The 21,761-nt window shown below is 63.7% G+C and carries 24 protein-coding genes; 23 read left to right on the top strand and 1 reads right to left on the bottom strand.

Features of this window, described 5'->3' with window-relative positions; all coding sequences use genetic code 11:
• The first annotated feature begins 263 nt into the window (after nt 1–263).
• From nirB to P7A97_RS11945, 21 genes are all read left to right on the top strand, one after another.
• Complete coding sequence (gene nirB, locus P7A97_RS12045; RefSeq protein ID WP_277690188.1) at nt 264–2,822, top strand: nitrite reductase large subunit NirB; 2,559 nt, start codon at nt 264–266, stop codon at nt 2,820–2,822.
• Entirely contained in the window at nt 2,822–3,184 is a 363-nt protein-coding gene (gene nirD, locus P7A97_RS12040; protein ID WP_277690187.1) for a nitrite reductase small subunit NirD, read from the top strand. Before nirB ends, nirD begins: the two co-directional genes overlap by 1 nt.
• 298 nt (nt 3,185–3,482) lie before the next feature.
• Nucleotides 3,483–4,235, top strand: coding sequence for a molybdate ABC transporter substrate-binding protein (gene modA / locus P7A97_RS12035; protein ID WP_277690186.1), 753 nt, complete (start codon nt 3,483–3,485; stop codon nt 4,233–4,235).
• Between the two features lie 187 nt (nt 4,236–4,422).
• Entirely contained in the window at nt 4,423–5,103 is a 681-nt protein-coding gene (gene modB / locus P7A97_RS12030) for a molybdate ABC transporter permease subunit (protein ID WP_277690185.1), read from the top strand.
• A 2-nt stretch (nt 5,104–5,105) separates the two neighbouring features.
• Entirely contained in the window at nt 5,106–6,191 is a 1,086-nt protein-coding gene (modC, locus tag P7A97_RS12025) for a molybdenum ABC transporter ATP-binding protein (protein WP_277690184.1), read from the top strand.
• Nucleotides 6,192–6,442: 251 nt separating this feature from the next.
• Entirely contained in the window at nt 6,443–7,441 is a 999-nt protein-coding gene (locus P7A97_RS12020; protein ID WP_277690183.1) for an AraC family transcriptional regulator, read from the top strand.
• A 27-nt stretch (nt 7,442–7,468) separates the two neighbouring features.
• Nucleotides 7,469–7,996: a M23 family metallopeptidase gene (locus tag P7A97_RS12015; RefSeq protein WP_277690182.1), complete on the top strand. Its 528-nt coding sequence runs from the start codon at nt 7,469–7,471 to the stop codon at nt 7,994–7,996.
• Between the two features lie 673 nt (nt 7,997–8,669).
• Nucleotides 8,670–9,446, top strand: a complete 777-nt coding sequence (locus P7A97_RS12010) for a hypothetical protein (RefSeq protein ID WP_277690181.1) — start codon at nt 8,670–8,672, stop codon at nt 9,444–9,446.
• Nucleotides 9,447–9,536: 90 nt separating this feature from the next.
• The gene (locus tag P7A97_RS12005) at nt 9,537–9,902 is read left to right on the top strand and encodes a lysozyme inhibitor LprI family protein (protein WP_277690180.1); all 366 of its coding nucleotides are present in this window, start codon (nt 9,537–9,539) and stop codon (nt 9,900–9,902) included.
• A gap of 125 nt (nt 9,903–10,027) precedes the next feature.
• Nucleotides 10,028–10,879: a DMT family transporter gene (locus P7A97_RS12000; RefSeq protein ID WP_277690179.1), complete on the top strand. Its 852-nt coding sequence runs from the start codon at nt 10,028–10,030 to the stop codon at nt 10,877–10,879.
• Nucleotides 10,880–11,087: 208 nt separating this feature from the next.
• Nucleotides 11,088–11,720, top strand: coding sequence for a DUF502 domain-containing protein (locus P7A97_RS11995; protein ID WP_277690178.1), 633 nt, complete (start codon nt 11,088–11,090; stop codon nt 11,718–11,720).
• 101 nt (nt 11,721–11,821) lie between these two features.
• Nucleotides 11,822–12,358 (top strand): DUF3455 domain-containing protein, encoded by a 537-nt coding sequence (locus tag P7A97_RS11990; protein ID WP_277690177.1) that lies wholly within the window; start codon nt 11,822–11,824, stop codon nt 12,356–12,358.
• Nucleotides 12,359–12,626: 268 nt separating this feature from the next.
• Nucleotides 12,627–13,157 (top strand): sigma-70 family RNA polymerase sigma factor, encoded by a 531-nt coding sequence (locus P7A97_RS11985; RefSeq protein ID WP_277690204.1) that lies wholly within the window; start codon nt 12,627–12,629, stop codon nt 13,155–13,157.
• Nucleotides 13,154–13,861 (top strand): anti-sigma factor, encoded by a 708-nt coding sequence (locus tag P7A97_RS11980; protein WP_277690176.1) that lies wholly within the window; start codon nt 13,154–13,156, stop codon nt 13,859–13,861. The genes P7A97_RS11985 and P7A97_RS11980 overlap by 4 nt, the downstream gene beginning before the upstream one ends.
• 384 nt (nt 13,862–14,245) lie before the next feature.
• Complete coding sequence (locus P7A97_RS11975) at nt 14,246–14,923, top strand: histidine phosphatase family protein (protein ID WP_277690175.1); 678 nt, start codon at nt 14,246–14,248, stop codon at nt 14,921–14,923.
• 49 nt (nt 14,924–14,972) lie between these two features.
• Nucleotides 14,973–15,665: a GNAT family N-acetyltransferase gene (locus P7A97_RS11970; RefSeq protein WP_277690173.1), complete on the top strand. Its 693-nt coding sequence runs from the start codon at nt 14,973–14,975 to the stop codon at nt 15,663–15,665.
• Between the two features lie 120 nt (nt 15,666–15,785).
• Complete coding sequence (locus tag P7A97_RS11965; protein ID WP_277690172.1) at nt 15,786–16,085, top strand: hypothetical protein; 300 nt, start codon at nt 15,786–15,788, stop codon at nt 16,083–16,085.
• Between the two features lie 184 nt (nt 16,086–16,269).
• Nucleotides 16,270–16,797, top strand: coding sequence for a DUF2062 domain-containing protein (locus P7A97_RS11960; RefSeq protein ID WP_277690171.1), 528 nt, complete (start codon nt 16,270–16,272; stop codon nt 16,795–16,797).
• Nucleotides 16,798–16,886: 89 nt separating this feature from the next.
• Nucleotides 16,887–18,902: a U32 family peptidase gene (locus tag P7A97_RS11955; RefSeq protein WP_277690170.1), complete on the top strand. Its 2,016-nt coding sequence runs from the start codon at nt 16,887–16,889 to the stop codon at nt 18,900–18,902.
• A 101-nt stretch (nt 18,903–19,003) separates the two neighbouring features.
• A complete protein-coding gene (locus P7A97_RS11950) occupies nt 19,004–19,378 on the top strand; it encodes an STAS/SEC14 domain-containing protein (RefSeq protein WP_277690169.1) in 375 nt (124 codons plus the stop codon).
• A gap of 62 nt (nt 19,379–19,440) precedes the next feature.
• Nucleotides 19,441–19,890 (top strand): hypothetical protein, encoded by a 450-nt coding sequence (locus P7A97_RS11945; protein WP_277690168.1) that lies wholly within the window; start codon nt 19,441–19,443, stop codon nt 19,888–19,890.
• On the opposite strand, the gene P7A97_RS11940 is transcribed toward P7A97_RS11945, so the two are convergent.
• Nucleotides 19,883–20,371, bottom strand: coding sequence for a DUF2938 domain-containing protein (locus P7A97_RS11940; protein ID WP_277690167.1), 489 nt, complete (start codon nt 20,369–20,371; stop codon nt 19,883–19,885). The two genes, P7A97_RS11945 and P7A97_RS11940, sit on opposite strands and share 8 nt — an antisense overlap.
• 65 nt (nt 20,372–20,436) lie before the next feature.
• Here P7A97_RS11940 and P7A97_RS11935 point away from each other — a divergent pair, with 65 nt between their 5' ends.
• On the top strand, nt 20,437–20,859 hold the full coding sequence (locus P7A97_RS11935) for a helix-turn-helix domain-containing protein (protein WP_277690166.1): 423 nt from the start codon (nt 20,437–20,439) through the stop codon (nt 20,857–20,859).
• A gap of 64 nt (nt 20,860–20,923) precedes the next feature.
• Nucleotides 20,924–21,577 (top strand): peroxiredoxin, encoded by a 654-nt coding sequence (locus P7A97_RS11930; RefSeq protein WP_277690165.1) that lies wholly within the window; start codon nt 20,924–20,926, stop codon nt 21,575–21,577.
• Nucleotides 21,578–21,761 lie beyond the last annotated feature (184 nt).

Raw genomic sequence — 21,761 nt, 5'->3', positions numbered from 1 at the left:
GCATTCGACCTAAACGCCCTGTAACGCCCATGCTTGCTGGCTCCAGGCAAATCTGGCACAGACGATGCAGAAACTTGCCCAAGCCCAGCACACCGGGCCGCCCATCGATCAAAGGCGATCGAGCAGCCGCACTCAGGCGGCGGGCAACAACGGTCTCTCCGACGAGATCGCACAGAACAGGCAAAGGCGCCTGAGACCGCAAGGTTTCAGGCGCCTTTTTTATTGCCGCGGAAAAACCTGATGAGCTTTGGCCGGGAACTCCTATGAACACCACAGTCGCCTCTACTGACAAGCACACGCTGATCGTCGTCGGCAACGGCATGGTCGGCCACCACTGCGTCGAACAACTGCTCGCGGGCGGCGCCCTGGAGCGTTACCAGATCCTGGTGTTCGGCGAAGAACATCAGCGTGCCTACGACCGCGTGCACCTGTCCGAGTACTTCGGCGGCCGCGATGCCGAGTCCCTGGCGATGAGCGATGCGGCGCTGTACGAGACACCCGGCCTGACCCTGCACCTGGGCACCCCGGTCCAGGCAATCGACCGCGAGCGCCGCGAGGTGATCACCGCCAAGGGCGCCTTCGCTTACGACAAGCTGGTCATGGCCACCGGTTCCTACCCCTTCGTGCCGCCAATCGACGGCGCCGAGGGCGACTCGCGCCTGGTCTACCGCACCCTGGAAGACCTCGACGGCATTCGCGCCGCCGCCCAGGGCAAGCGTCGTGGCGTGGTGGTCGGTGGTGGCCTGCTCGGCCTGGAAGCGGCCAACGCCCTGAAATCCCTCGGCCTGGAAGCCCACGTGGTGGAATTCGCCCCACGCCTGATGCCGGTACAGCTGGACGACTTCGGCGGCGCCGCGCTGAAACAGCGCATCGAGGACCTGGGCGTCGGCGTGCACCTGTCCAAGGCCACCCAGAGCATCAGCGCCGGCAGCGAGTACCGCTACCGGATGAACTTCGCCGGCGAGGACTTCCTGGAAACCGACCTGATCGTGTTCTCCGCCGGCATCCGCCCGCAGGACGCCCTGGCCCGCGCCTGCGGCCTGGAGCTGGGCGCGCGTGGTGGCATCGCCATCAACGACCAGTGCCTGACCAGCGACGCGCACATCTTCGCCATCGGCGAGTGCGCCGCCTGGAACGGCAGCATCTTCGGCCTGGTCGCCCCCGGCTACCAGATGGCCCGCCTGGTCGCCGCCCAGCTGTGCGGCCAGGAAGGCCAGCCCTTTATCGGCGCGGACATGTCGACCAAGCTCAAGCTGCTCGGTGTCGACGTCGGCTCCATCGGCGACGCCCACGGCGCCATGCCCGGCGCCAAGAGCTACCGCTACATCGACGAGGCCACGGCCAGCTACCGCCGTTTAGTCGTCTCCGCCGACGGCAAACAGGTGCTCGGCGCCGTGCTGGTCGGCGACAACAGCTACTACGACACCCTGCTGCAATACGCGCAGAACGGCATCACGCTGCCGGACGATCCGGCCAGCCTGATCATGCCGGTCGGCGACGGCGCCCCGGCCCTGGGCGCCGATGCCCTGCCCGACACCGCCACCATCTGCTCCTGCCACAACGTCAGCAAGGGCGCGATCTGCTCGGCCATCGACGGCGGCTGTACGGATCTGGCCGGCATCAAGTCCTGCACCAAGGCCGCCACCGGCTGCGGCGGCTGCGCGGCGCTGCTCAAGCAGGTGTTCGAGCACGAACTGACTGCCCGCGGCGTGGAGGTCGACAAGAGTCTGTGCGAACACTTCGCCTACACCCGTCAGGAGCTCTACCACTTCGTCCGCGTCGAGGGCATCGAGAGCTTCGAGGAACTGCTGGCCAAGCACGGCAAAGGCCATGTCGGCTGCGACATCTGCAAGCCGGCGGTGGGCTCGATCCTCGCCTCGTGCTGGAACCGCCCGATCATGAACCCGAGTCTGGTGCCGCTGCAGGACACCAACGACACCTTCATGGCCAACATGCAGAAGAACGGCACCTACTCGGTGGTGCCACGCATCCCCGGCGGCGAGATCACCCCGGACGGGCTGATCGCCATCGGCGCGGTGGCGAAGAAATACGACCTCTACACCAAGATCACCGGCGGCCAGCGCATCGACCTGTTCGGCGCCCAGCTGCACGAGCTGCCGGAGATCTGGGCCGAGCTGATCAACGCCGGCTTCGAAACCGGCCACGCCTACGGCAAGTCCACCCGCACCGTGAAGAGCTGCGTCGGCAGCACCTGGTGCCGCTACGGCGTGCAGGACAGCGTGAAGATGGCCCTCGACATCGAGCACCGCTACAAGGGCCTGCGCTCGCCGCACAAGCTCAAGTTCGCCGTCTCCGGCTGCACCCGCGAATGCGCCGAGGCGCAGAGCAAGGACATCGGCGTGATCGCCACCGAGAATGGCTGGAACCTCTACGTGTGCGGCAACGGCGGCATGCGCCCGCGCCACGCCGAGCTGTTCGCCACCGACCTGGATGACGAAACCCTGATCCGCTACATCGACCGCCTGCTGATGTTCTACATCCGCACCGCCGACAAGCTGCAACGCACCTCGGTATGGCGCGAGTCGCTGGAAGGCGGCCTGGACTACCTCAAGGCCGTGGTCATCGACGACAGCCTGGGCCTGGCCGCCGAGCTGGAGGCGCAGATGCAGCTGGTGGTCGACCGCTACGAGTGCGAATGGGCCAACGCCCTGCAGGATGAGGAGAAGCTCAAGCGCTTCCGCACCTTCGTCAACGAGCACGGCGGCGACCCGGACATCCACTTCGTCAAGGAACGCGGCCAGCGCCGCCCCGCCCGCGAAGGCGAACTCGAACTGATCCCCGTAAACGTGGAGGCCGTGTGATGAGCCAGACCAACGCCCTTGCTACTCCCGTCCAGGCATCCTGGAAAACCCTGTGCGCCCGCGCCGACTTGGTGCCAAACTCCGGCGTGGTGGCCTGCGTCGACGGTCAGCAGGTCGCACTGATCTACCTGCCGGACACCGAGCAGCAGGTGTTCGCCATCGGCAACCGTGACCCCAAGTCCGGCGCCAACGTGATCGGTCGCGGCATCGTCGGCCACCTGCAGGGTGAACTGGTGATCGCCTCGCCGCTGTACAAGCAGCACTTCCGCCTGAACGACGGTGGCTGCCTGGAATACCCCGAGCAGCACCTGCCGGTGTGGCCCGTGCGCCTCAATGGCGAGCAGGTAGAAGTGCAGCTCTGACCTACCCCGCAACTGCCGGCAAACGGCGGTTGCGGAATCGATAAGCTCCTTTGCGCGGCCTCGGCCGCGGTTTTTGTCTTTATTGACCTAAAAGTCAGCTTATGGCCTGATGCGCCGCTATCGGCTGGCCCGCTGCTCCTTGCCGCCTCATATGAATCCACCCTGAAAATCCGGGCCAGCGGAATTCGGGTATCGTCATACCGGTAACGCTATAGCGGTGAACGCGCCGCCGACGCGCCTTGAATCAGCCTGGATCAAGGTGCCCGGCGGCTCACGCATCCGCTGACAAGGACATTCCATGATCGCGTCACTGCAACGCAGCTTCCTGATCCTGAGCCTGGCCTGCTCCGGTACCGCTCTGGCCGAGCAGGTACAGGTCGCCGTCGCCGCCAACTTCACCGCGCCGATGAAGGCACTGGCCGCCGACTTCGAGAAGGACACCGGACATACGCTGAAGGCCGCTTACGGCGCCACCGGCCAGTTCTATGCACAGATCCACAATGGCGCACCGTTCGAAGTGTTCCTTGCCGCCGACGACAGCACGCCGGCCAAGCTGGAGCGCGAAGGCCATGCTGTGCCCGGCAGCCGCTTTACCTATGCCATCGGCACTCTGGCACTGTGGTCGGCGAAGGAAGGTTATGTGGACCGTCAGGGCCTGGTGTTGCGTGACGCCGCGTTCCAGCATCTGGCCGTGGCCAACCCGAAGACCGCGCCTTACGGCCTCGCCGCCCTGCAGACGCTGACCAGGCTGGGGTTGAAGCAGGCCCTGGCCAAGAAGCTGGTCGAAGGCCAGAACATCGCCCAGACCCACCAGTTCGTCGCCAGCGGCAATGCCGAACTGGGCTTCGTCGCCCTCTCGCAGATCTACCAGAACGGGCGGATCACCGGCGGCTCCGCCTGGTTGGTGCCGAGCGAGATGCACGACCCGATCAGGCAGGACGCGCTGATTCTCAGCAAAGGCAAGGACAACCCGGCCGCCAGGGCGCTGGTTGAGTATTTGCGAGGCGCCAAGGCGGCCGAGGTGATCCGTGCCTACGGTTATCAGCTGTAGCCCTCGGCTAACCAACTCCGCTAGTGTCACTCGAACACTGAATTCCAGATGAACGACTTCAGTGGGAGCGGCTTTAGCCGCGATAAGGCCACGCAGAAGCGTCGCGGCTGAAGCCGCTCCCACTGAAAGCTGTAACGCGCCCAGAAACATGCGCAGGCCGCGCCAGCAAACGAAGAAGAGACCGACAATGCCCCTGACCAGTGCCGACTTCGGCGCCATCTGGCTGACCCTGCAACTGGCGGCGCTGACCACCGTGCTGCTGCTCGTGCTCGGCACGCCCATCGCCTGGTGGCTGGCGCATACCCGCTCGCGGCTGAAAGGCCCGATCAGCGCCCTGGTTGCCCTGCCCCTGGTGCTGCCGCCCACGGTCATCGGCTTCTACCTGTTGGTCGCCATGGGCCCGCACGGCCCGGTCGGCCAGCTGACCCAGAGCCTCGGCCTGGGCGTACTGCCCTTCACCTTCGCAGGCCTGGTGGTCGGCTCGCTGTTCTACTCCCTGCCCTTCGTCGTGCAGCCCATCCAGAACGCTTTCGAAGCCATCGGGCCGCGCCCGCTGGAAGTCGCCGCCACCCTGCGCGCCAGCCCCTGGGACTGCTTCTTCACGGTCGTGGTGCCACTGGCCAGGCCGGGTTTTCTCACCGCCGCGGTACTCGGCTTCGCCCACACCCTGGGCGAGTTCGGCGTGGTGCTGATGATCGGCGGCAACATCCCCGACCAGACCCGCGTGGTGTCGATCCAGATCTTCAACCACGTCGAAGCCCAGGAGTATGCCCAGGCCCACTGGCTGGCCGGCGGCATGCTGCTGTTCTCCTTCCTCATCCTGCTCGCCCTGCACTGGCGCGGCCGCGTGCAACCGGCCCGGTACTGAACATGACGGAACGCCGCCTGCGCATTGCCCTGCGCCTGCCCTACCGCGACTTCCAGCTGGAGGTCGATCTCGACCTGCCCGGCCGTGGCGTCACGGCCCTGTTCGGCCCCTCCGGCTCCGGCAAGACCAGCCTGCTGCGCTGCGTGGCCGGGCTGGAGCGTCCGGCCGAGGGCCTGCTGAACATCAACGGCGAGGTCTGGCAGGACAGTCAGCTGTTCCTGCCGCCACACCAACGCGCCCTGGGCTACGTGTTCCAGGAGGCCAGCCTGTTCGAGCACCTCAGCGTGCGCGGCAATCTGGAATACGGTTTCACACGCATTCCCGCCCACGAGCGCCGCATCGACATGGACCAGGCCCTGGCCCTGCTCGGCATCGAGCACCTGCTGGAACGCATGCCGGCCCGCCTTTCCGGTGGTGAGCGCCAGCGCGTCGGCATTGCCCGCGCCCTGCTCACCAGCCCGCGCCTGCTGCTGCTGGACGAACCGCTGGCGGCCCTCGACCCACAGCGCAAACAGGAAATCCTGCCCTACCTGGAGCGCCTGCACGACGAACTGGACATGCCCATGCTCTACGTCAGCCACTCGCCGGATGAAGTGGCGCGCCTGGCCGACCATCTGGTGCTGCTGGAGCACGGCCGCGTGCAGGCCAGCGGCCCGGTGGAGCAACTGCTCGCCCGCCTCGACCTGCCACTGGCCCAGGGCGATGACGCCGCGGTGGTGCTGCACGCCCAGGTCAGCGGCCACGACGCCGAATACCAGCTGCTGCAGCTCAGCCTGCCGGGCTGCCCCCAGCCCTTGCGTGTCGCCCATGCGCCGCTGCCGGCAGGCAAGCCCATGCGCCTCAAGGTGCACGCCCGCGACGTCAGCCTGAGCCTGGACAAGCCCGAGCACAGCAGCATCCTCAACCGGCTGCCGGTGACCGTGCACAGCCAGCGCCAGGCCGACAACCCCGCCCATGTACTGGTACGCCTGGATATGGCCGGCACACCGCTGCTGGCGCGCATCACCCGCTACTCGCGTGACCAGCTCGGCCTGCACGAAGGCCAGCAGCTGTGGGCCCAGGTCAAGGCAGTCGCGCTGCTGGCCTAGCAGTTCCTGCTGTGCGTAACAGAACCCGGTCCACGGCACGTTCAAGTGGCGCCAATCGCGGCTGAAGCCGCTCCCACACATGCCCCGGCCTATGCCTGTGGGAGCGACTTCAGTCGCGATGCTTCTGGCTCATCGCCAGGAATCCACGCCACACCCGCCTCTCGCGCAGGGCACGGGCCTGCCGGCAACGCCGCTTGTCCCCTTCCCGCCCCAGCGCCTACCATCCGGCCACGCCCTTGACGAGCCAGCCCATGCGCGAACGCACCATCGCCAGCCACTTCATCCGCGCCGCCCTGCGCGGCGCCGAGCGCCAGGGCTGTGATTACAGCGCCCTGCTTGCCGAGGTGGGCATCCAGCCCGCGCTGCTCGCCGAGCCACGCGCCCGCCTGGCGCCGGAACAGTTCACCCGCCTGCTGCAAGGCCTCTGGGCGCTGCTCGACGACGAATACATGGGCTTCGGCCACACCCGCAGCAAGCGCGGCACCTTCGCCATGATGTGCCACGCCATCATCCACTGCCGCAGCCTGGAGAAAGCCCTGGTGCGCGGCATGCTGTTCTACGGACTGTTCCCCGATGCCCCGCGCGTCGCCCTGCAGCACGAGGGCGAACAGGTACGCCTGAGCATCGACAGCTCAGCCCTGTGGGACCCGGATCACTTCCTCACCGAAAGCCTGCTGGTGATCTGGCACCGCCTCGGTAGCTGGCTGATTGGCCAGCGCATCCGCCTCGATGAAGCGACGTTCGCCTACCCCGAGCCGGCCCACAGCGCCGAGTACGACCTGCTCTACCCCTGCCCACGGCGCTTCGACGCCGCCAGCACCAGCCTGCTGTTCCACAGCCGCTACCTGGCCCTGCCGCTGCTACAGGACGAACGCACCCTCAAGCAATTCCTCGAACACTCGCCCGCCGACCTGCTGGCCCGCCCCGATGGCGGCGACAGCCTGACCAGCCGCATCCGCCGCCTGCTCGGCCGCGACTGCGCCCACTGGCCCGACCTGGACAGCGTCGCCAGCCAGCTGCACATCAGCCCGCAAACTCTGCGCCGCCACCTGCGCGAAGAAGGCTCCAGCTTCCAGGAACTCAAGGACCACCTGCGCCGCGACCTGGCCATCTACCACCTGGGCCGTGACGAACTCTCCATCCAGGCCCTGGCCGAACAACTCGGCTTCTCCGAGCCCTCGGCCTTCCACCGCGCCTTCAAGAAATGGACAGGCCTCACCCCCGGCGCCTACCGCGCCCAGGAAAACTGACACACCTCCGCGCAAGGATGCCGCCCCGTGAACAAGCTACGTAAACGCCACCTGCTCATCGCCCTGCTGCTGGCCTGGCTGCTCGCCCCGCAGTGGCTACAGGTGCCGGTACAGGGCGCCAGCCCGCGTGACTGGAACCCGCAAAGCTTCTGGTTCGAACCCTGGGGCCGCTCCGGCACCCACAAGGGCATCGACATCTTCGCCCGCCACGGCACCCCGGTCGTTGCCCCTACCTACGGCCTGGTGCTGTTCCGCGGCGAACTCGGCATCGGCGGCAACGTACTGCTAATGCTCGGCCCCCAATGGCGCCTGCACTACTTCTCCCACCTCGCCGACTACAGCGCCCTGCCCGGCCAACCCGTACTGCCCGGCACCCCACTCGGCCGCGTCGGCGACACCGGCAACGCCCGTGGCAAACCACCCCACCTGCACTACGCCATCGTCACCCTGCTGCCCTACCCCTGGCGCTGGGACAACAGCACCCAGGGGTGGAAGAAAATCTTCTACCTTGACCCTGACCAACTCCTGAGGGAAAGCGCTGTGGACAGCCCATAAGCAAGACAGTAGCGTCGGGAAAAACCGCTGCGTTTCATTGCCTGTCATTTTTCAGTTCTGCCGGCACGCTCCGCTGGCCGCACCCGTGGCGAGAAAAATCAAGGCTTTGATACGAAGCAAAGCATGTTATGCGCCATTAAGAAACGAACCATGAAGCTACTCGCAATTATTGCAGCCCTTGCATTATCACCAAGCATCTACGCTAGCGGCTATTTTGAAAATGTCAGCGGCATTGAGTTCTCGGCCGACTCGCCAGAAAAGTGCTTTAATTTGACAGTCTGCGCACATATAACTGTATAGAGCATTTCCATAGTGAGTCTCAAGAAGCACTAGACACCACGTTTAAACGCATATCATCTAAGGTCAAGCGAGACAGCGCCCTGCTAACTGACACTCAGGAAAAATGGCTTGCCTTTAGAAAAAGCGAATGCAACTTACGCTCTGTAAGTTCCAGCGCATTTCAAAACCCCACGGCACAAGGGCAATTATTCTTTGAAGCCTGCGTAACAGAGTTTAACAATGAAAGAGTTAATCAACTTAACAATATCCAACTTGGCTGCGACTCATGACTACAATAAAAATTGTGCAAAGGCATAACAAGCGGTTCAAGCACGTTCGCTTCGCTCACTCGGGACCGGCTAAAGACGGCCCCTTAACCTAACGTTATGACAATATGAAAAAAACCGAAAAACTACTTAATGATTTAGCTGGAGAAATAGATCCCCACATAGAAACTATATCTAAATTTTTAGAAAATCTTAAAGAAACTGACAAGCCACTATCAATCTTCTCTACAACATCATTTATCCCCAAAATTGAAAGCTTACGCATAGGGATATTTGAGCTGGCAAAAGCAGAAGAATATTACTCATTAAATATTTTGTTTCGCTCATCAATTGAGCAATTTCTTAAATTTCAATATCTATGGATGAAAACCGTCGAAAATAGCAACGACGAAATAGGCATTGATTACTGGGTATTTGGCGGACAACAAGAAAAAATCGATTATGCTAAGGCTCTTTCTCAGACTTATAAAATGCTAGGCATATCTAGCATTAAATCAGCACTAGAAACGCTACAAGGCCTAGGCATTATCTCAAACGAGTCGTCAGCGAGCCAAATTAAAAAAAGAACAGAGCAATTTACCTACAAGAGCATGACTTTCTATATATCCGAAAGAATAAATAAGGGAGAGTCTTTACCTATATTAAATGCAGTTTTGCCTCGCTATTCTGAGCTATCATCATGCGTCCATGGCGGACCAGAGTCGGCATTCACTTTTAGTGAAAACGGAATTAATGAGGCTATTGAGTTTTCAACCTTTGCGTCGCTATATACGCGCTACCTATCATGGGTATTAATGGCGCAATATGAAAAAGATATATTCCCAGCTTGCGGTATCGTAAAAAAATATTTAGACAAATATCTAAAATCATCATGCGCCACGTAAATTCATAACAATTGGTTAAAACCGTTCGCTTCGCTCACTGGGACGGGCTAAAGCCCGCCCCTAACCAACCGTTATAGGGTGCTATCCGCTATGGCATGGTCTTGCACAGAAAAAGTAATAGCTGCGCTTATTTTTCTCGTGTCTGGTTCAGCTTTTGCCTTATCGCAGGCTGAATACGCTGAAGCCCGTCTCGAACGTTGGAAAGCAACTGAGCACGCCATGAACATAAAGTTTGCTCAATTAGTGAAAGAGGCCGAGCAGGAGCCTGGCCGGGATGGTAAAGGCGCCTTAAAAAACCTAAAGGAAGCCAAACTACATTGGGAGGAATTCAGGCGTACATTCTGCCTTTCAATGAGCGAAACCTATGGCGGTGAGTGGGAGAGCGCAAACGAGTCTGATTGTCGGGAGCGACTCACAAAGTCTTTTACAGAAGACATGAGCCAATATGGTTATTAAGTTTGATATCGAGCGCCCTCTCGCAATTCAAGCCGTTCACTTCACGCACTCGGGACCGGCTAAAACCCGCGTCTTGGCAAACGCTGAATAATTCGGCCGTCGCTCTTGCCCCAGGCTCATATTCAATGCCCACTCCCCAGCTCTTCACCCTGACCCTCCTTACTCTGCTCGCCTTCGCCGGCAACTCGGTGCTGTGCCGGCTGGCGCTGGCGCAGAGCGCCATCGATGCCGCCAGCTTCACCGGCATTCGTCTGCTCGCCGGCGCGCTGGTGCTGGGAGGGTTGGTCAGGGCCAAGGCCAAGCATGGCCCTCGGCAAGGCAGCTGGCTGTCGGCGGCGATGCTGTTCCTGTATGCCGCGGGCTTTTCCTATGCCTATTTGAGCCTGCCAACCGGCACCGGGGCGTTGCTGCTGTTTGGTGCGGTACAGGCAACCATGCTCGGTTGGGCGATGTACCGTGGCGAGCGCATGCGGCCGTTGCAGCTGTGCGGCCTGGCGGTGGCGCTGGCGGGCCTGGTCGGGTTGCTGTTGCCGGGGCTTTCCGCGCCGCCGCTGTTCGGCTCGTTGTTGATGCTGCTGGCCGGGGTGGCCTGGGGCGTGTATTCGCTGCGCGGCAAGGGCGCCAGCGACCCGACCGCCGTGACGGCGGGCAATTTCCTGCTGGCGGTGCCGTTCGCCGTGGTGTTGAGCCTGCTGATGTACCGCGACACGTCGCTGGACCTGGCCGGCGTCCTCTATGCCATCGCCTCGGGGGCGATCACCTCCGGGCTGGGCTACGCCCTGTGGTATCGCGTGCTGCCGCTGCTGCGATCCACCACGGCGGCCACCATCCAGCTGAGCGTGCCGGTGATCGCTGCGCTGGCCGGCGTGGTGTTTCTCGGCGAGGCCATCAGCCTGCGCCTGGCGCTGGCCTCGCTGGCCATCCTCGGCGGCATCGCGCTGGTGATAGTGAACAAGCAGGCACCGCAGCGGAGCTGACGTAGGTTGGGCGAGGTGGGTAAACATCGCCAGAAGAATCGCCGCCAGTCCAAGCGCCACGCCTGCCATTACAGGTACTGCGCTCAGCGAATGAGTGGCGAAGCCTGAGCCCGTGCGAGATTGTCGCGCGCCTCGTTCAGCGTGCATTTGCGGATAGGCGCCGATGGCGGATTGTCATAGCCTAGCCGGCCGCCACAGGAGCCCGCCCATGTTCAGACGCAGCTTCAACTCCATCGCCACCACCTGGCTGGCCGGTTTGCTGGCCCTGTTGCCACTGGCCCTGTCGCTGGCCTTTCTGGCCTGGCTGGTGAGCCTGCTCAACACCCTGGTCGGCCCTGGCAGCTTTGTCGGCAGGCTGTTTGCCGAGCTGGGCCACCCCTTCGTCAGCAGCCACCTGCTGGCCTGGCTGCTGGGCACCCTGGTGTTGCTGGCGGCGCTGTATCCGCTGGGGCTGGCCGTGCAGCTGGGGTTGAAGGGCCCGCTGCGTCGTTTGTCCGACCGCACGCTGCGGCGCATTCCGCTGTTGGGCAATCTGTATGGGCTGGCGGATCGCTTCGTCGGTCTGCTGGACCAGAAAGACAGCGCCGACCTGGCCGCCATGAGCCCGGTGTGGTGCTTCTTCGGTGGCGACGGTGCCGCCGTGCTGGCCTTGCGTCCCAACCCCGAGCCGCTGCAGATCGACGGCCGCGACTACTACGCCATCCTGGTACCAAGCGCGCCGGTGCCGGTGGGCGGCGGCCTGCTGTATGTGCCGGTGGAATGGGTCAAGCCGGCGGAAATAGGCATGGACCGCTTTACCAGCATCTATGTGTCGATGGGCATTACTCCGCCCAAGCCCTGAAAATATTTATCGCCGGCTGCATCCAGATCGCCCCCTGGCGGGTAATCAGTACAGCGACCTCGTGGTCGCCTGGCTGATTTTACTTTTCAGGAGCGAATCGAATGAACGCTAAATCTCTGCTTCGCCGTACCGGCACTTCCCTGGCCGCCTCCTGCCTGCTGGCGGCGCTGCCGGTGGTCGCGATGGACGTGCCTGCCAGCATCCAGGTGCCCGAGGGCAACAAAGTGGCCCTGGAAACGGTCGGGGTCGGCGAAATCACCTACGAGTGCCGCGCCAAGGCCGACGCCGCCGACCAGACCGAATGGGTTTTCGTCGGCCCCAAAGCTGCGCTGAACGATCGCAGCGGCAAACAGGTCGGCACCTATTACGGCCCGCCGGCCACCTGGCAGGCACTGGATGGCTCGAAGATCACCGGCACCCAGCTCGCCGTGGCGCCCTCCTCGCCAGGCAGCATTCCCTTCCAGCTGGTCAAGGCCAATCCTGCCGAGGGCAAAGGCGCGATGGAGGGCGTGACCTACATCCAGCGCGTGGCGCTCAAGGGCGGCGTGGCGCCGGGCACACCCTGCACCAGCGCCAACAAAGGTGAGTCGCAGGTGGTGAAGTACCAGGCGGACTACATCTTCTGGACGGCCAAATAGGCTAAAGCACTTGAGCCTGGGCGTCAGACTGCTCACACACGCGTCAGCTGGCGCGAGCAGCATGACGCCCCTTAGGGAGAGGGGAAGTGCTGAGCAGTTTCTCGGTTTTCGACCCTCTCCCCCACCCCCTCTCCCGTAAACGGGAGAGGGAAGATAAAGCTTCGCGCTGCATCACGGGCCTGGCCGACCTCGCGCGGGGTCGTCTAGGCTCCCTTGACCCAATGCCGGCGCATTGCCGAGCAACCTGAATGGCGACCCGAACTTGTCCCTGCCCGAGCCCGATCCGTTCGATTACGAAGCCTGCCTGAGCGCCTGCGCGCGCGGCGAGCTGCACGCACTCAAGCGCCTGTACGAGCATGAGGGCGGCCGCCTGCTGGGCGTGGCCAAGCGCATCGTGCGTGACCACGCGCTGGCCGAAGACATCGTGCACGACACCTTCATCAAGGTCTGGGCCGCTGCCGGCAGCTTCGACGCCAAACGCGGCAGCGCGCGCGGCTGGATCTACAGCATCACCCGGCACCTGGCCCTGAACTTCGTACGCGACCACGCCAGGGAGCTGCCGCCAGCCGCCGACGATGAGGCGCTGGCGCAGACCGATGCCACGGACGCGCTGATGCACAGCGGCCGCCTCGACGGCTGCCTGCAGCAACTTGAGCCCGAGCGCCGCGAGTGCATCGTGCATGCCTATGTCGAGGGTTACTCGCACGCGGAAATCGCCCACAAACTGGGTACGCCACTGGGCACGGTGAAGGCCTGGATCAAGCGCAGCCTCACAGCACTGCGGGAGTGCATGGGATGAACACGTCACACCCCGATGACCGGCAACCGGACCTGGATACGCTGGCCAGCGAATACGTACTGGGCACGCTGGAAGCGGAACAACGCCGCGAGGTCCAGCGGCGCTTGGGGCAGGACTCGGCCCTGCGCGATGCCGTGGATGCCTGGGAACGACGCCTGCACCACCTCACCGAGCGGGTGCCGCCGCAAACGCCATCGCCCTATCTGTGGGCACGCATCGCCCGTAGCCTGGAAGCGACGGCCAGCCACGCGCCTACGCCCTGGTGGAATCTGCTCGGTTTCTGGCGCGGCCTGGCGGCAGCGGGCCTCGCGGCCAGCCTGGCGCTACTGGTCACGATGCTGACCTTGCCGCCCCAACCTGCCGCCCCGAGCTTTGTGGTGGTGCTGGTGGCGCCGCAGGACAAGGCCCCCGGCTGGGTGGTACAGGCCAGCGATGATCGGCAGATTCAGCTGATCCCCCTGGCCAGCGTAGAAATCCCCGCCGACATGGCCCTGCAGTTCTGGACCAAGGCCGACAGCTGGCAAGGGCCGGTCTCCCTCGGCCTGGTGCAACCGGGCCAGCGCCTGGAAGTGCCGCTGGATCAGCTACCGCCGCTGGAGTCGAACCAGCTGTTCGAGCTGACGCTGGAGAAGAGCACGGGCTCGCCCACCGGCAAGCCGACCGGGCCGATCCAGTTCATCGGCCGTGCGGTGAAAGTGATCTGAGTGGCGCTTGCGCGCTCCAGGCCGCCAGGCTGAACAGCCCGGCCAGGGCGCGGCGCACAGCCATCGCCCTGGCAGCGGATGGGCTGGTCGGCAATCACCGTGATGTCATCGAACCTGGCGTCGAGACGGAGGTTGTCGAGAAGCTGGCCTTGATTGCCATGGGGCCACCGGGCGCAGGCGAGACGAAAAGGTCGCCCTTATCCGGCTTTACGCGGGCAGCCTTGTGTCAGGCCATTACACCGCCGGCCGGCATATTCCGTAACAGATTTGCTCACCGCGCTTTCATCTTTCGTTAACCCCCGGCTGTCTAGAGTGGCCCGGGTTTGCGGCATTGCGCAGGGAATAGCTCCTGCCGCCCCTCGTTGATATTTTCTGGAGCGGCCGATGCCAATCATTCCTCATGCCAATGCAGCCAAGGTTGCAACGTCTTTGCGCAAAAGACACCTGCTCATTCTCGGCGCCAGCCTGATAGCCCTGAGCGCACTGATGAGTCTGTGGTTGCAGCGCGAGCCGCTGGAGAACCTGGGCGAAGACAACCGCATGGGCAAATCCGGCCTGTTCGCCAACTGGGATGAGGGCGACGTGGTGGTGCTGGTACGCCATGCCGAGCGTTGCGACCGTTCCAGCGGCCCCTGCCTGGGCGACAAGAGTGGTATTACCGTTTCGGGCAATGCAGCGGCGGATGGCGTAGGCAGCGCCTTCAAAGCCCTCGGCCTGGGCAATGTCGATATCTTCGCCAGCCCACGGCTGCGCACGGTGCAAACCGCCAACTCCATGTTCGACATCAGCATCGCCACCCGCGACTGGTTGGCCAACTGCCGCAGCACTCTGACGCAGAACATGCTCGACCATAAGCAGGCGCACCGTAACCTGTTGCTGGTCACCCACAGCGGTTGCATCGAGGGCGTGGCCAAAGCCCTGGGTGACTCAAGGGCCGAACACGACAGCGAATACACCAGTGCCCTGTTCGTCTTCGTTGACAGGGCCAGTGGCCGCCCGCGTCTGCTCGGCTACATGAATGCCGAAGACCTGCAGCGTTTTGTCGGGGAAACCCAAGGCTAGAGGGCGTTACAATGGCGACCTCGTCGCCCTGCCCGGAGCCCGCGTCCCGATGTTCACCCTCAGCCACCTGACCACCCCGCCGCCGGAATCGCTGAAGAGTCAGGTGCTGCAGATGGTGGTGGACTACTTCACCGACATCAGTCCGGCCCCGCTGACACCGAGCAACCCGCTGTACCAGCTGTACCAGTACGTGATCGGTTTCGAGGTGCATCTGTATCTGCAAGCGATGGGCAGCGATGCCGCCAGCAGCGCCCGGCTGGTTCTGGCGCTGGACGATGAAGACCCGTCCCGAGTTCTGGGCTTCGCCCTCTATCTGCCCAGCCCGGACGATGCCGACGCCTGCACCCTGGTCTACCTCGCGGTAGTCGCCAGCCACCGCCGCCGCGGTATCGCCCGCGCCATGCTGGGGCAGATTCAACTGCTGCACCCGCATGCCGCACTGGCCTGCGTGGCCAGCCGGGTGCCGACCTTCGAAGCGCTCGGTTTCGGTGTGCTCGGCGCCCGCGGTCAGCAGGTCCTGATGAACACCCGCAACCACGCCTCCGACGGCTGGGTGGCGGTGCAGGATCTGGCGCCGATATTCCAGTCCAAGGAAGTCCGGCAGATCCATGCCTACCTGGTCAAACAGCACGGCGAAAAAGCCCTGCGCGATGCCGAGAAGCAGCGCGACTACCTGCTCGACCAGTTGGCGCGGCAGGCAGAAGCTGCAGTCGAAGAGCGCCAGGCCAGGCGTACCCACTGAGGCCAACCCTCGCCAGGCCGTGCAGGCATCACACTTGGCATAAATCGCAGCCACGCACATGAACCTTCTTTGCCTTGGTCACCCTAAGACGCTCCTGTCCCAGCATACGAGTGTCCATCCATGCACATTCTTGCCCGCCTCAGCCTGCTCTGCGCCACCACTTTGCCGCTGGCAGCTTGCTTCAATGACGAACCCAATGAAGTACAGAGCAAGATCTGTATCTACAACACCGACCCACAGGCCGAACGATGCAAGGCCGGCCAAATGGCCTGGTTCCGCCCGGACGACGGTCAACTGATCAGCGAACAGATGGCCCTCAGCGTGGCGGCCGCCTATTGCGACTTCGATCATCCGGTCATGCACAACCGCGCCGGGGTAGTCTGCGTATTCACCGACCAACGCCTGAGCAGCGTGCAATAGATGGCCCGCTCGGATCGACGGGCCGGCTCGAACATAAAATGCTGCGGCGCATCAGCCGTGCCGTTGATGGCTTGCTGCGCTCCGCGCCGTAATATGCCGTAACTTTTGTGCGACCAACCTTACATGCCGCCGTCAGGCGTTTGCGGTAAAAGGGGCGCCTGCCGCCTGCCAATCGTTGTCCGTCATGCCTCCTTTTCTCGCCCGCCACCTGCCCACCCGCGAACAGCTTGCACGCAATCGTTTCCTGCGCTGGCTAGAGCCTTTCTTGCACCACACCCACCTGTGGGTGTGGTCGCGTCATGGTGTGGCACTGGGGGTGAGCATCGGCATCTTCTTCGGCTTGCTGATCCCCATCGCGCAGATTCCCTTCTCGGTCGGTGCCGCCGTGGTACTGCGCGCCAACGTGCCGGCCGCCGCTGCCAGCACCCTGGTCACCAACCCGGTGACCTTTGCCCCGGTCTATTACGCCGCCTACCGGGTCGGCGCCCGCCTCACCGGAGCCGAGGTCGAGGCCGCGCCAGACCTGCCGGTGCCGCTGGAGGCGGATACGGACAGCCGCTCGGTCTGGCAGCGCCTCAGCGATGTGGGTGCGCCACTGATCACCGGCCTGGCGCTGTTTGCCTGCATCGGTGGCCTGGGCATGTACCTGCTGATCAGCCTGATATGGGCGCTGGTCGAGCACCTGCGCGAACGGCGCCAGCGCCGGGCCTGAGCACCGCCTGGCACCTTCTGCTGCCACCCTCTGCGCAGGCCGCTACAATGCGCGCCTCACCGTGCCGCGCCTGATAAAGAAGAAACACCATGTCCCTGCCCAAGAATCATCTGGAACTGCTCAGCCCTGCCCGTGATGTGGCCATCGCCCGCGAGGCCATCCTGCATGGGGCCGATGCCATCTACATCGGCGGGCCGAGCTTCGGCGCGCGGCACAACGCCTGCAACGAGGTCAGCGATATCGCCGAGCTGGTGAAGTTCGCCCGCCGCTACCACGCGCGGGTGTTCACCACCCTCAACACCATCTTCCACGACGACGAGCTGGAGCAGGTGCGCACGCTGATCCACCAGCTGTACGACGCCGGCGTCGATGCGCTGATCGTGCAGGACATGGGGGTGATGGAGCTGGATATTCCGCCGATCGAGCTGCACGCCAGTACCCAGACCGACATCCGCACCCTGGACCGCGCCAAGTTCCTCGACCAGGCCGGCTTCTCCCAGCTGGTACTGGCGCGCGAGCTGAACCTGCAGGAAATCCGCGCCATCGCCGATGCCACCGACGCCGCCATCGAGTTCTTCATCCACGGTGCGCTCTGCGTGGCCTTCTCCGGCCAGTGCAACATCTCCCACGCGCAGACCGGGCGCAGCGCCAACCGTGGCGACTGCTCGCAGGCCTGCCGCCTGCCCTACACCCTGAAGGACGAAAAAGGCGGCGTGATCGCCTACGAAAAGCACCTGCTGTCGATGAAGGACAACAACCAGAGCGCCAACCTGCGCGCGCTGGTCGAGGCCGGCGTGCGCTCGTTCAAGATCGAGGGGCGCTACAAGGACATGGGCTATGTGAAGAACATCACCGCCCACTACCGCCGCGAGCTCGACGCCATCCTCGAAGACCGCCCGGACCTGGCCCGCGCCTCCAGCGGCCGCACCGCACACTTCTTCCTGCCCGATCCGGACAAGACCTTCCACCGCGGCAGCACCGACTACTTCGTCCAGGATCGCAAGATCGACATCGGCGCCTTCGACTCGCCGACCTTCACCGGCCTGCCGGTAGGCCATGTCGAGAAGGTGGGCAAACGCGACCTGATCGCCGTCACCGACACTCCGCTGTCCAACGGCGACGGCCTCAACGTGCTGGTCAAGCGCGAGGTGGTGGGCTTCCGCGCCAATATCGCCGAACTCAAAGGCGAATTCGAGGAAGACGGCAAGCAGCGCTACCGCTACCGCGTCGAGCCCAACGAGATGCCCGAGGGCCTGTTCCGTTTGCGCCCCAACCATCCGCTGTCGCGCAACCTCGACCACAACTGGCAGCAGGCGCTGCTCAAGACCAGCGCCGAGCGCCGTATCGGCGTGAGCTGGAAGGTTTCCCTACGCGAAGAGCAGCTCAAGCTGACCGCCACCAGCGAGGAAGGCATCGCCGTCGACGTCGCCCTGCCCGGCCCGTTCGGCGTGGCCAACAAGCCAGAGCAGGCGCTCGATGGCCTGCGCGACCTGCTGACCCAGCTCGGCACCACCGACTACCACGCGCTGGATGTGGCGCTGGACGCCCCGCAGGCCTTCTTCGTGCCCAACTCGCAGCTCAAGGCCCTGCGCCGCGAGGCCATCGAGAAACTGACCGAAGCACGCGTCGCGGCTCACCCACGCGGCAGCCGCAAGGCCGAGACAACACCGCCACCGGTGTACCCGGAGTCGCACCTGTCGTTCCTCTACAACGTGTACAACCAGAAGGCCCGCGACTTCTACCACCGCCATGGCGTGCAGCTGATCGACGCGGCCTACGAGGCCCACGAAGAAGAAGGCGAAGTGCCGGTGATGATCACCAAGCACTGCCTGCGCTTCTCCTTCAACCTGTGCCCCAAGCAGGCCAAGGGTGTCACCGGGGTGAAGACCAAGGTCGCGCCGATGCAGTTGATCCAGGGCGACGAGGTGCTGACCCTGAAGTTCGACTGCAAGCCGTGCGAGATGCACATCATCGGCAAGATGAAGGGCCATATCCTCAATCAGCCGCAGCCGGGCAGCGCGGCGCACAGCAAGATGGTCGCCAGCATCAGCCCGGAAGACCTGCTCAAGACCATCCGCCACAAACCAAGCGGCTACAGCCACTGAGGCACCTGCCTGGGGCGCGCTGGCTCGACCGGTTATCCAGCGCCGCCCCGCAGCCTCCCGACAGGCGTATGGTGAACCTACAGCCCAACGGAGGAATGCTCATGTTCCAGGTAACCCGTACCGGCGAAAACCGTCTCGACGTGGACTTCGCCGGCAAGCTCGACAGCAGCGAGATGCGCAGCGCACTCGATGAGCTGGAGCAGAAGGCGCAAGGCATCGAACACGGCCGCATGCTCTACCGCATCGGCGAGTTCCAGCTGCCGACGCTCGGTGCCATCGGCGTTGAAATGTCGCGCCTGCCACAGATGATCCGTTTCGCCCGGCGCTTCGAGCGCATGGCGGTCATCGCCGACAAGCCCTGGGTACGCAAGGCCAGCCAGATAGAAGGCGCGCTGATTCCCGGCCTGACGATCAAGGCTTTCGAGCGTAGCCAGGAAGCCAGTGCCGAAACCTGGCTGCTCAGCCCGTTCAAATAGCGGCCCGTGCACGGCAATACCCCCTAAACTCCTTCGCCAGGCTCTCTGGCGAAGGACGAGTGATGAACGCATCCGGGTATCTGGCCGCTCTACTGCTGGGCGGCATGTTGAGTGGCTGCAGCAGCCAGCACCAAGGCGGCGCGGACAGCGCCGCGGTGCAACTCGTCGCCACCTCGCACAATGCCGGCAGGATCGGCCAGGCCACGCTCAACGCACGCGGCGAGCAGACCGATTTGTCGGCCTTCATCAGCGGCGTGCCCTTCGGTATCACGCTGCCGCCGCGCCTGGCCGCCTACATCTACCCCGGTACCTGTGCGCAGCCGGGCGCCAACCCGGCTTATGCACTGAACCGCACCCTGACGACCTCGCGCCTGGGCGCAGTCGATGGCTGGCGTTTGTCGCGCAGCGCCAACGTGACGCTAGCCACCCTGCGCACCACACCTCACGCGCTGGTACTGCGCACAGCCCCATCCGATGGCGCACTGGACATCTTCTGCGGCGACATCAACTGACGCAGCCCAGGTGACTCAGCAGCCAGCCCGTGAGATAGAGCCCCAGCCCGAACACCAGATGCGTCAGCAAGGCGCGACGCCGAGCCAGCCAGGGCCTGGGCGTACGCCTGGCGGCGATGCCCATGCCAAAACCCGGCTGCATCAGCAGCATGGGTAGCAACACCGTGACGGCACCAAAGCCCAGCGCAGGCAGCAGGTGCGGCTGGCACAACCATGACGCGCCGCTCAGCCAGACGAACAGCGCGGCAAACACCAACCCGGTCAGGTAGTGGAACACCCAACCCAGCGCCCGCTCGCCGGCCACTGGTCGCGCCTGGGCAATGGCCGGGTGACGAAAGCGCCCCGCCGGCATATGGCCCAACCAACGCCCTACCAGCGCGTAGTCCAGCGATGCCATCCCCCAAAGCCGCTTGCGCAGCAGCGCCCACGCATCCATCACCAGGGTGGCACCCAAACCCAGCAGAACGATCTGTAGCAACATGATCCAACTCCTCGTAAAGTCAACGGAAACCAGCCTGCCAGTTCAAGTCGACTTGAGGTCAAGTGATGAAAGAGATGGATATCGGCAAGGTCGCGCACTGGTCCGGCCTGCCGGCCTCGACGCTGCGCTACTACGAGGAACGCGGGCTGATTCGCTCGATTGGCCGTAATGGCCTGCGCCGGGTATTCAACGAGTCGGTGCTGGAGCGCCTGTCACTGATTGCCCTGGGCCGGGCGGTGGGGTTTTGCCTGGACGATATCGCCAGCATGCTCGCCGCCGACGGTCAGCTGGCCATCGACCGCAGCCAGTTGCGGTCTCGCGCCGATGAACTGGACCGCACCATCCGCCGCCTCAGCGCTGTACGCGACGGCTTGCGCCACGCAGCCGAATGCCCAGCGGAAAATCACCTGCAATGTGCCAAGTTCCAGCGCCTGATGAGCCTGGCCAGCAAAACTTCCAGCAGGCGCAAACCAACCGGCGAGCGCTGACGCCAGGCAGCCTGGCGAGCTTGATATAGAGTTTCCCGGGTTCACTCACACGGAGCAGATGGACATGACACTTCGCATCAACGACAGCGTTCCCGACTTCACCGCCGACACCGATCGGGGCAGCCTGAAGTTTCACGACTGGATTGGCGACAGCTGGGCAATCCTGTTCTCCCACCCCAAGGACTTCACCCCGGTGTGCACCACCGAATTTGCCGCCGTGGCCCAGCTGGCCGGTGAATGGCAGAAACGTCATACCAAGGTGATCGGTGTCTCGGTCGACGGTGTGGACGATCACCGCAAGTGGAAGGCCGATATCGAGCACTTCGGCGGCTGCGCGGCCGATTTCCCGATCATCGCCGATGACGACCTCAAGGTATCCAAGCTCTTCGACATGCTGCCGGCCGAGGCCTACCTGCCGGATGGCCGCACCCCGGCAGACAGCGCCACAGTGCGCTCGGTATTCATCATCGGCCCCGACAAGAAGCTCAAGCTGTCGATGACCTACCCCATGAGCGTGGGGCGCAACTTCGCCGAAGTGCTGCGCGCCCTGGATGCCCTGCAGCTGACCTACAACGTACCACTGGCCACCCCGGCCAACTGGGCGGTGGGGCAGGACGTAATCGTCGCCCTGGCGCTGAACAACGAGCAGGCCGAACAGAAGTACGGTGCCCTCGACATCAAGCTGCCCTACCTGCGTACCGCCAAGGCACCGGCCTGAGCGTATGTCGTTCAGTTAGGCGCCAGCCCGTGTCTCCCCTCTCCCGTTTACGGGAGAGGGGCTGGGGGAGAGGGCCGAACAATCGAGAAATAGCCCTGCCCCTCTCCCTAACCCTCTCCCCACAGGGAGAGGGAACAAACCGAGCCGAGTTTGGCTTATGTGAACAGCATTAGCGGTCTGAGCA

This window comes from Pseudomonas sp. GOM6, from assembly GCF_029537485.1.
Taxonomy (GTDB): domain Bacteria; phylum Pseudomonadota; class Gammaproteobacteria; order Pseudomonadales; family Pseudomonadaceae; genus Aquipseudomonas.
This window is presented reverse-complemented; position numbering and strand designations above follow the sequence as displayed.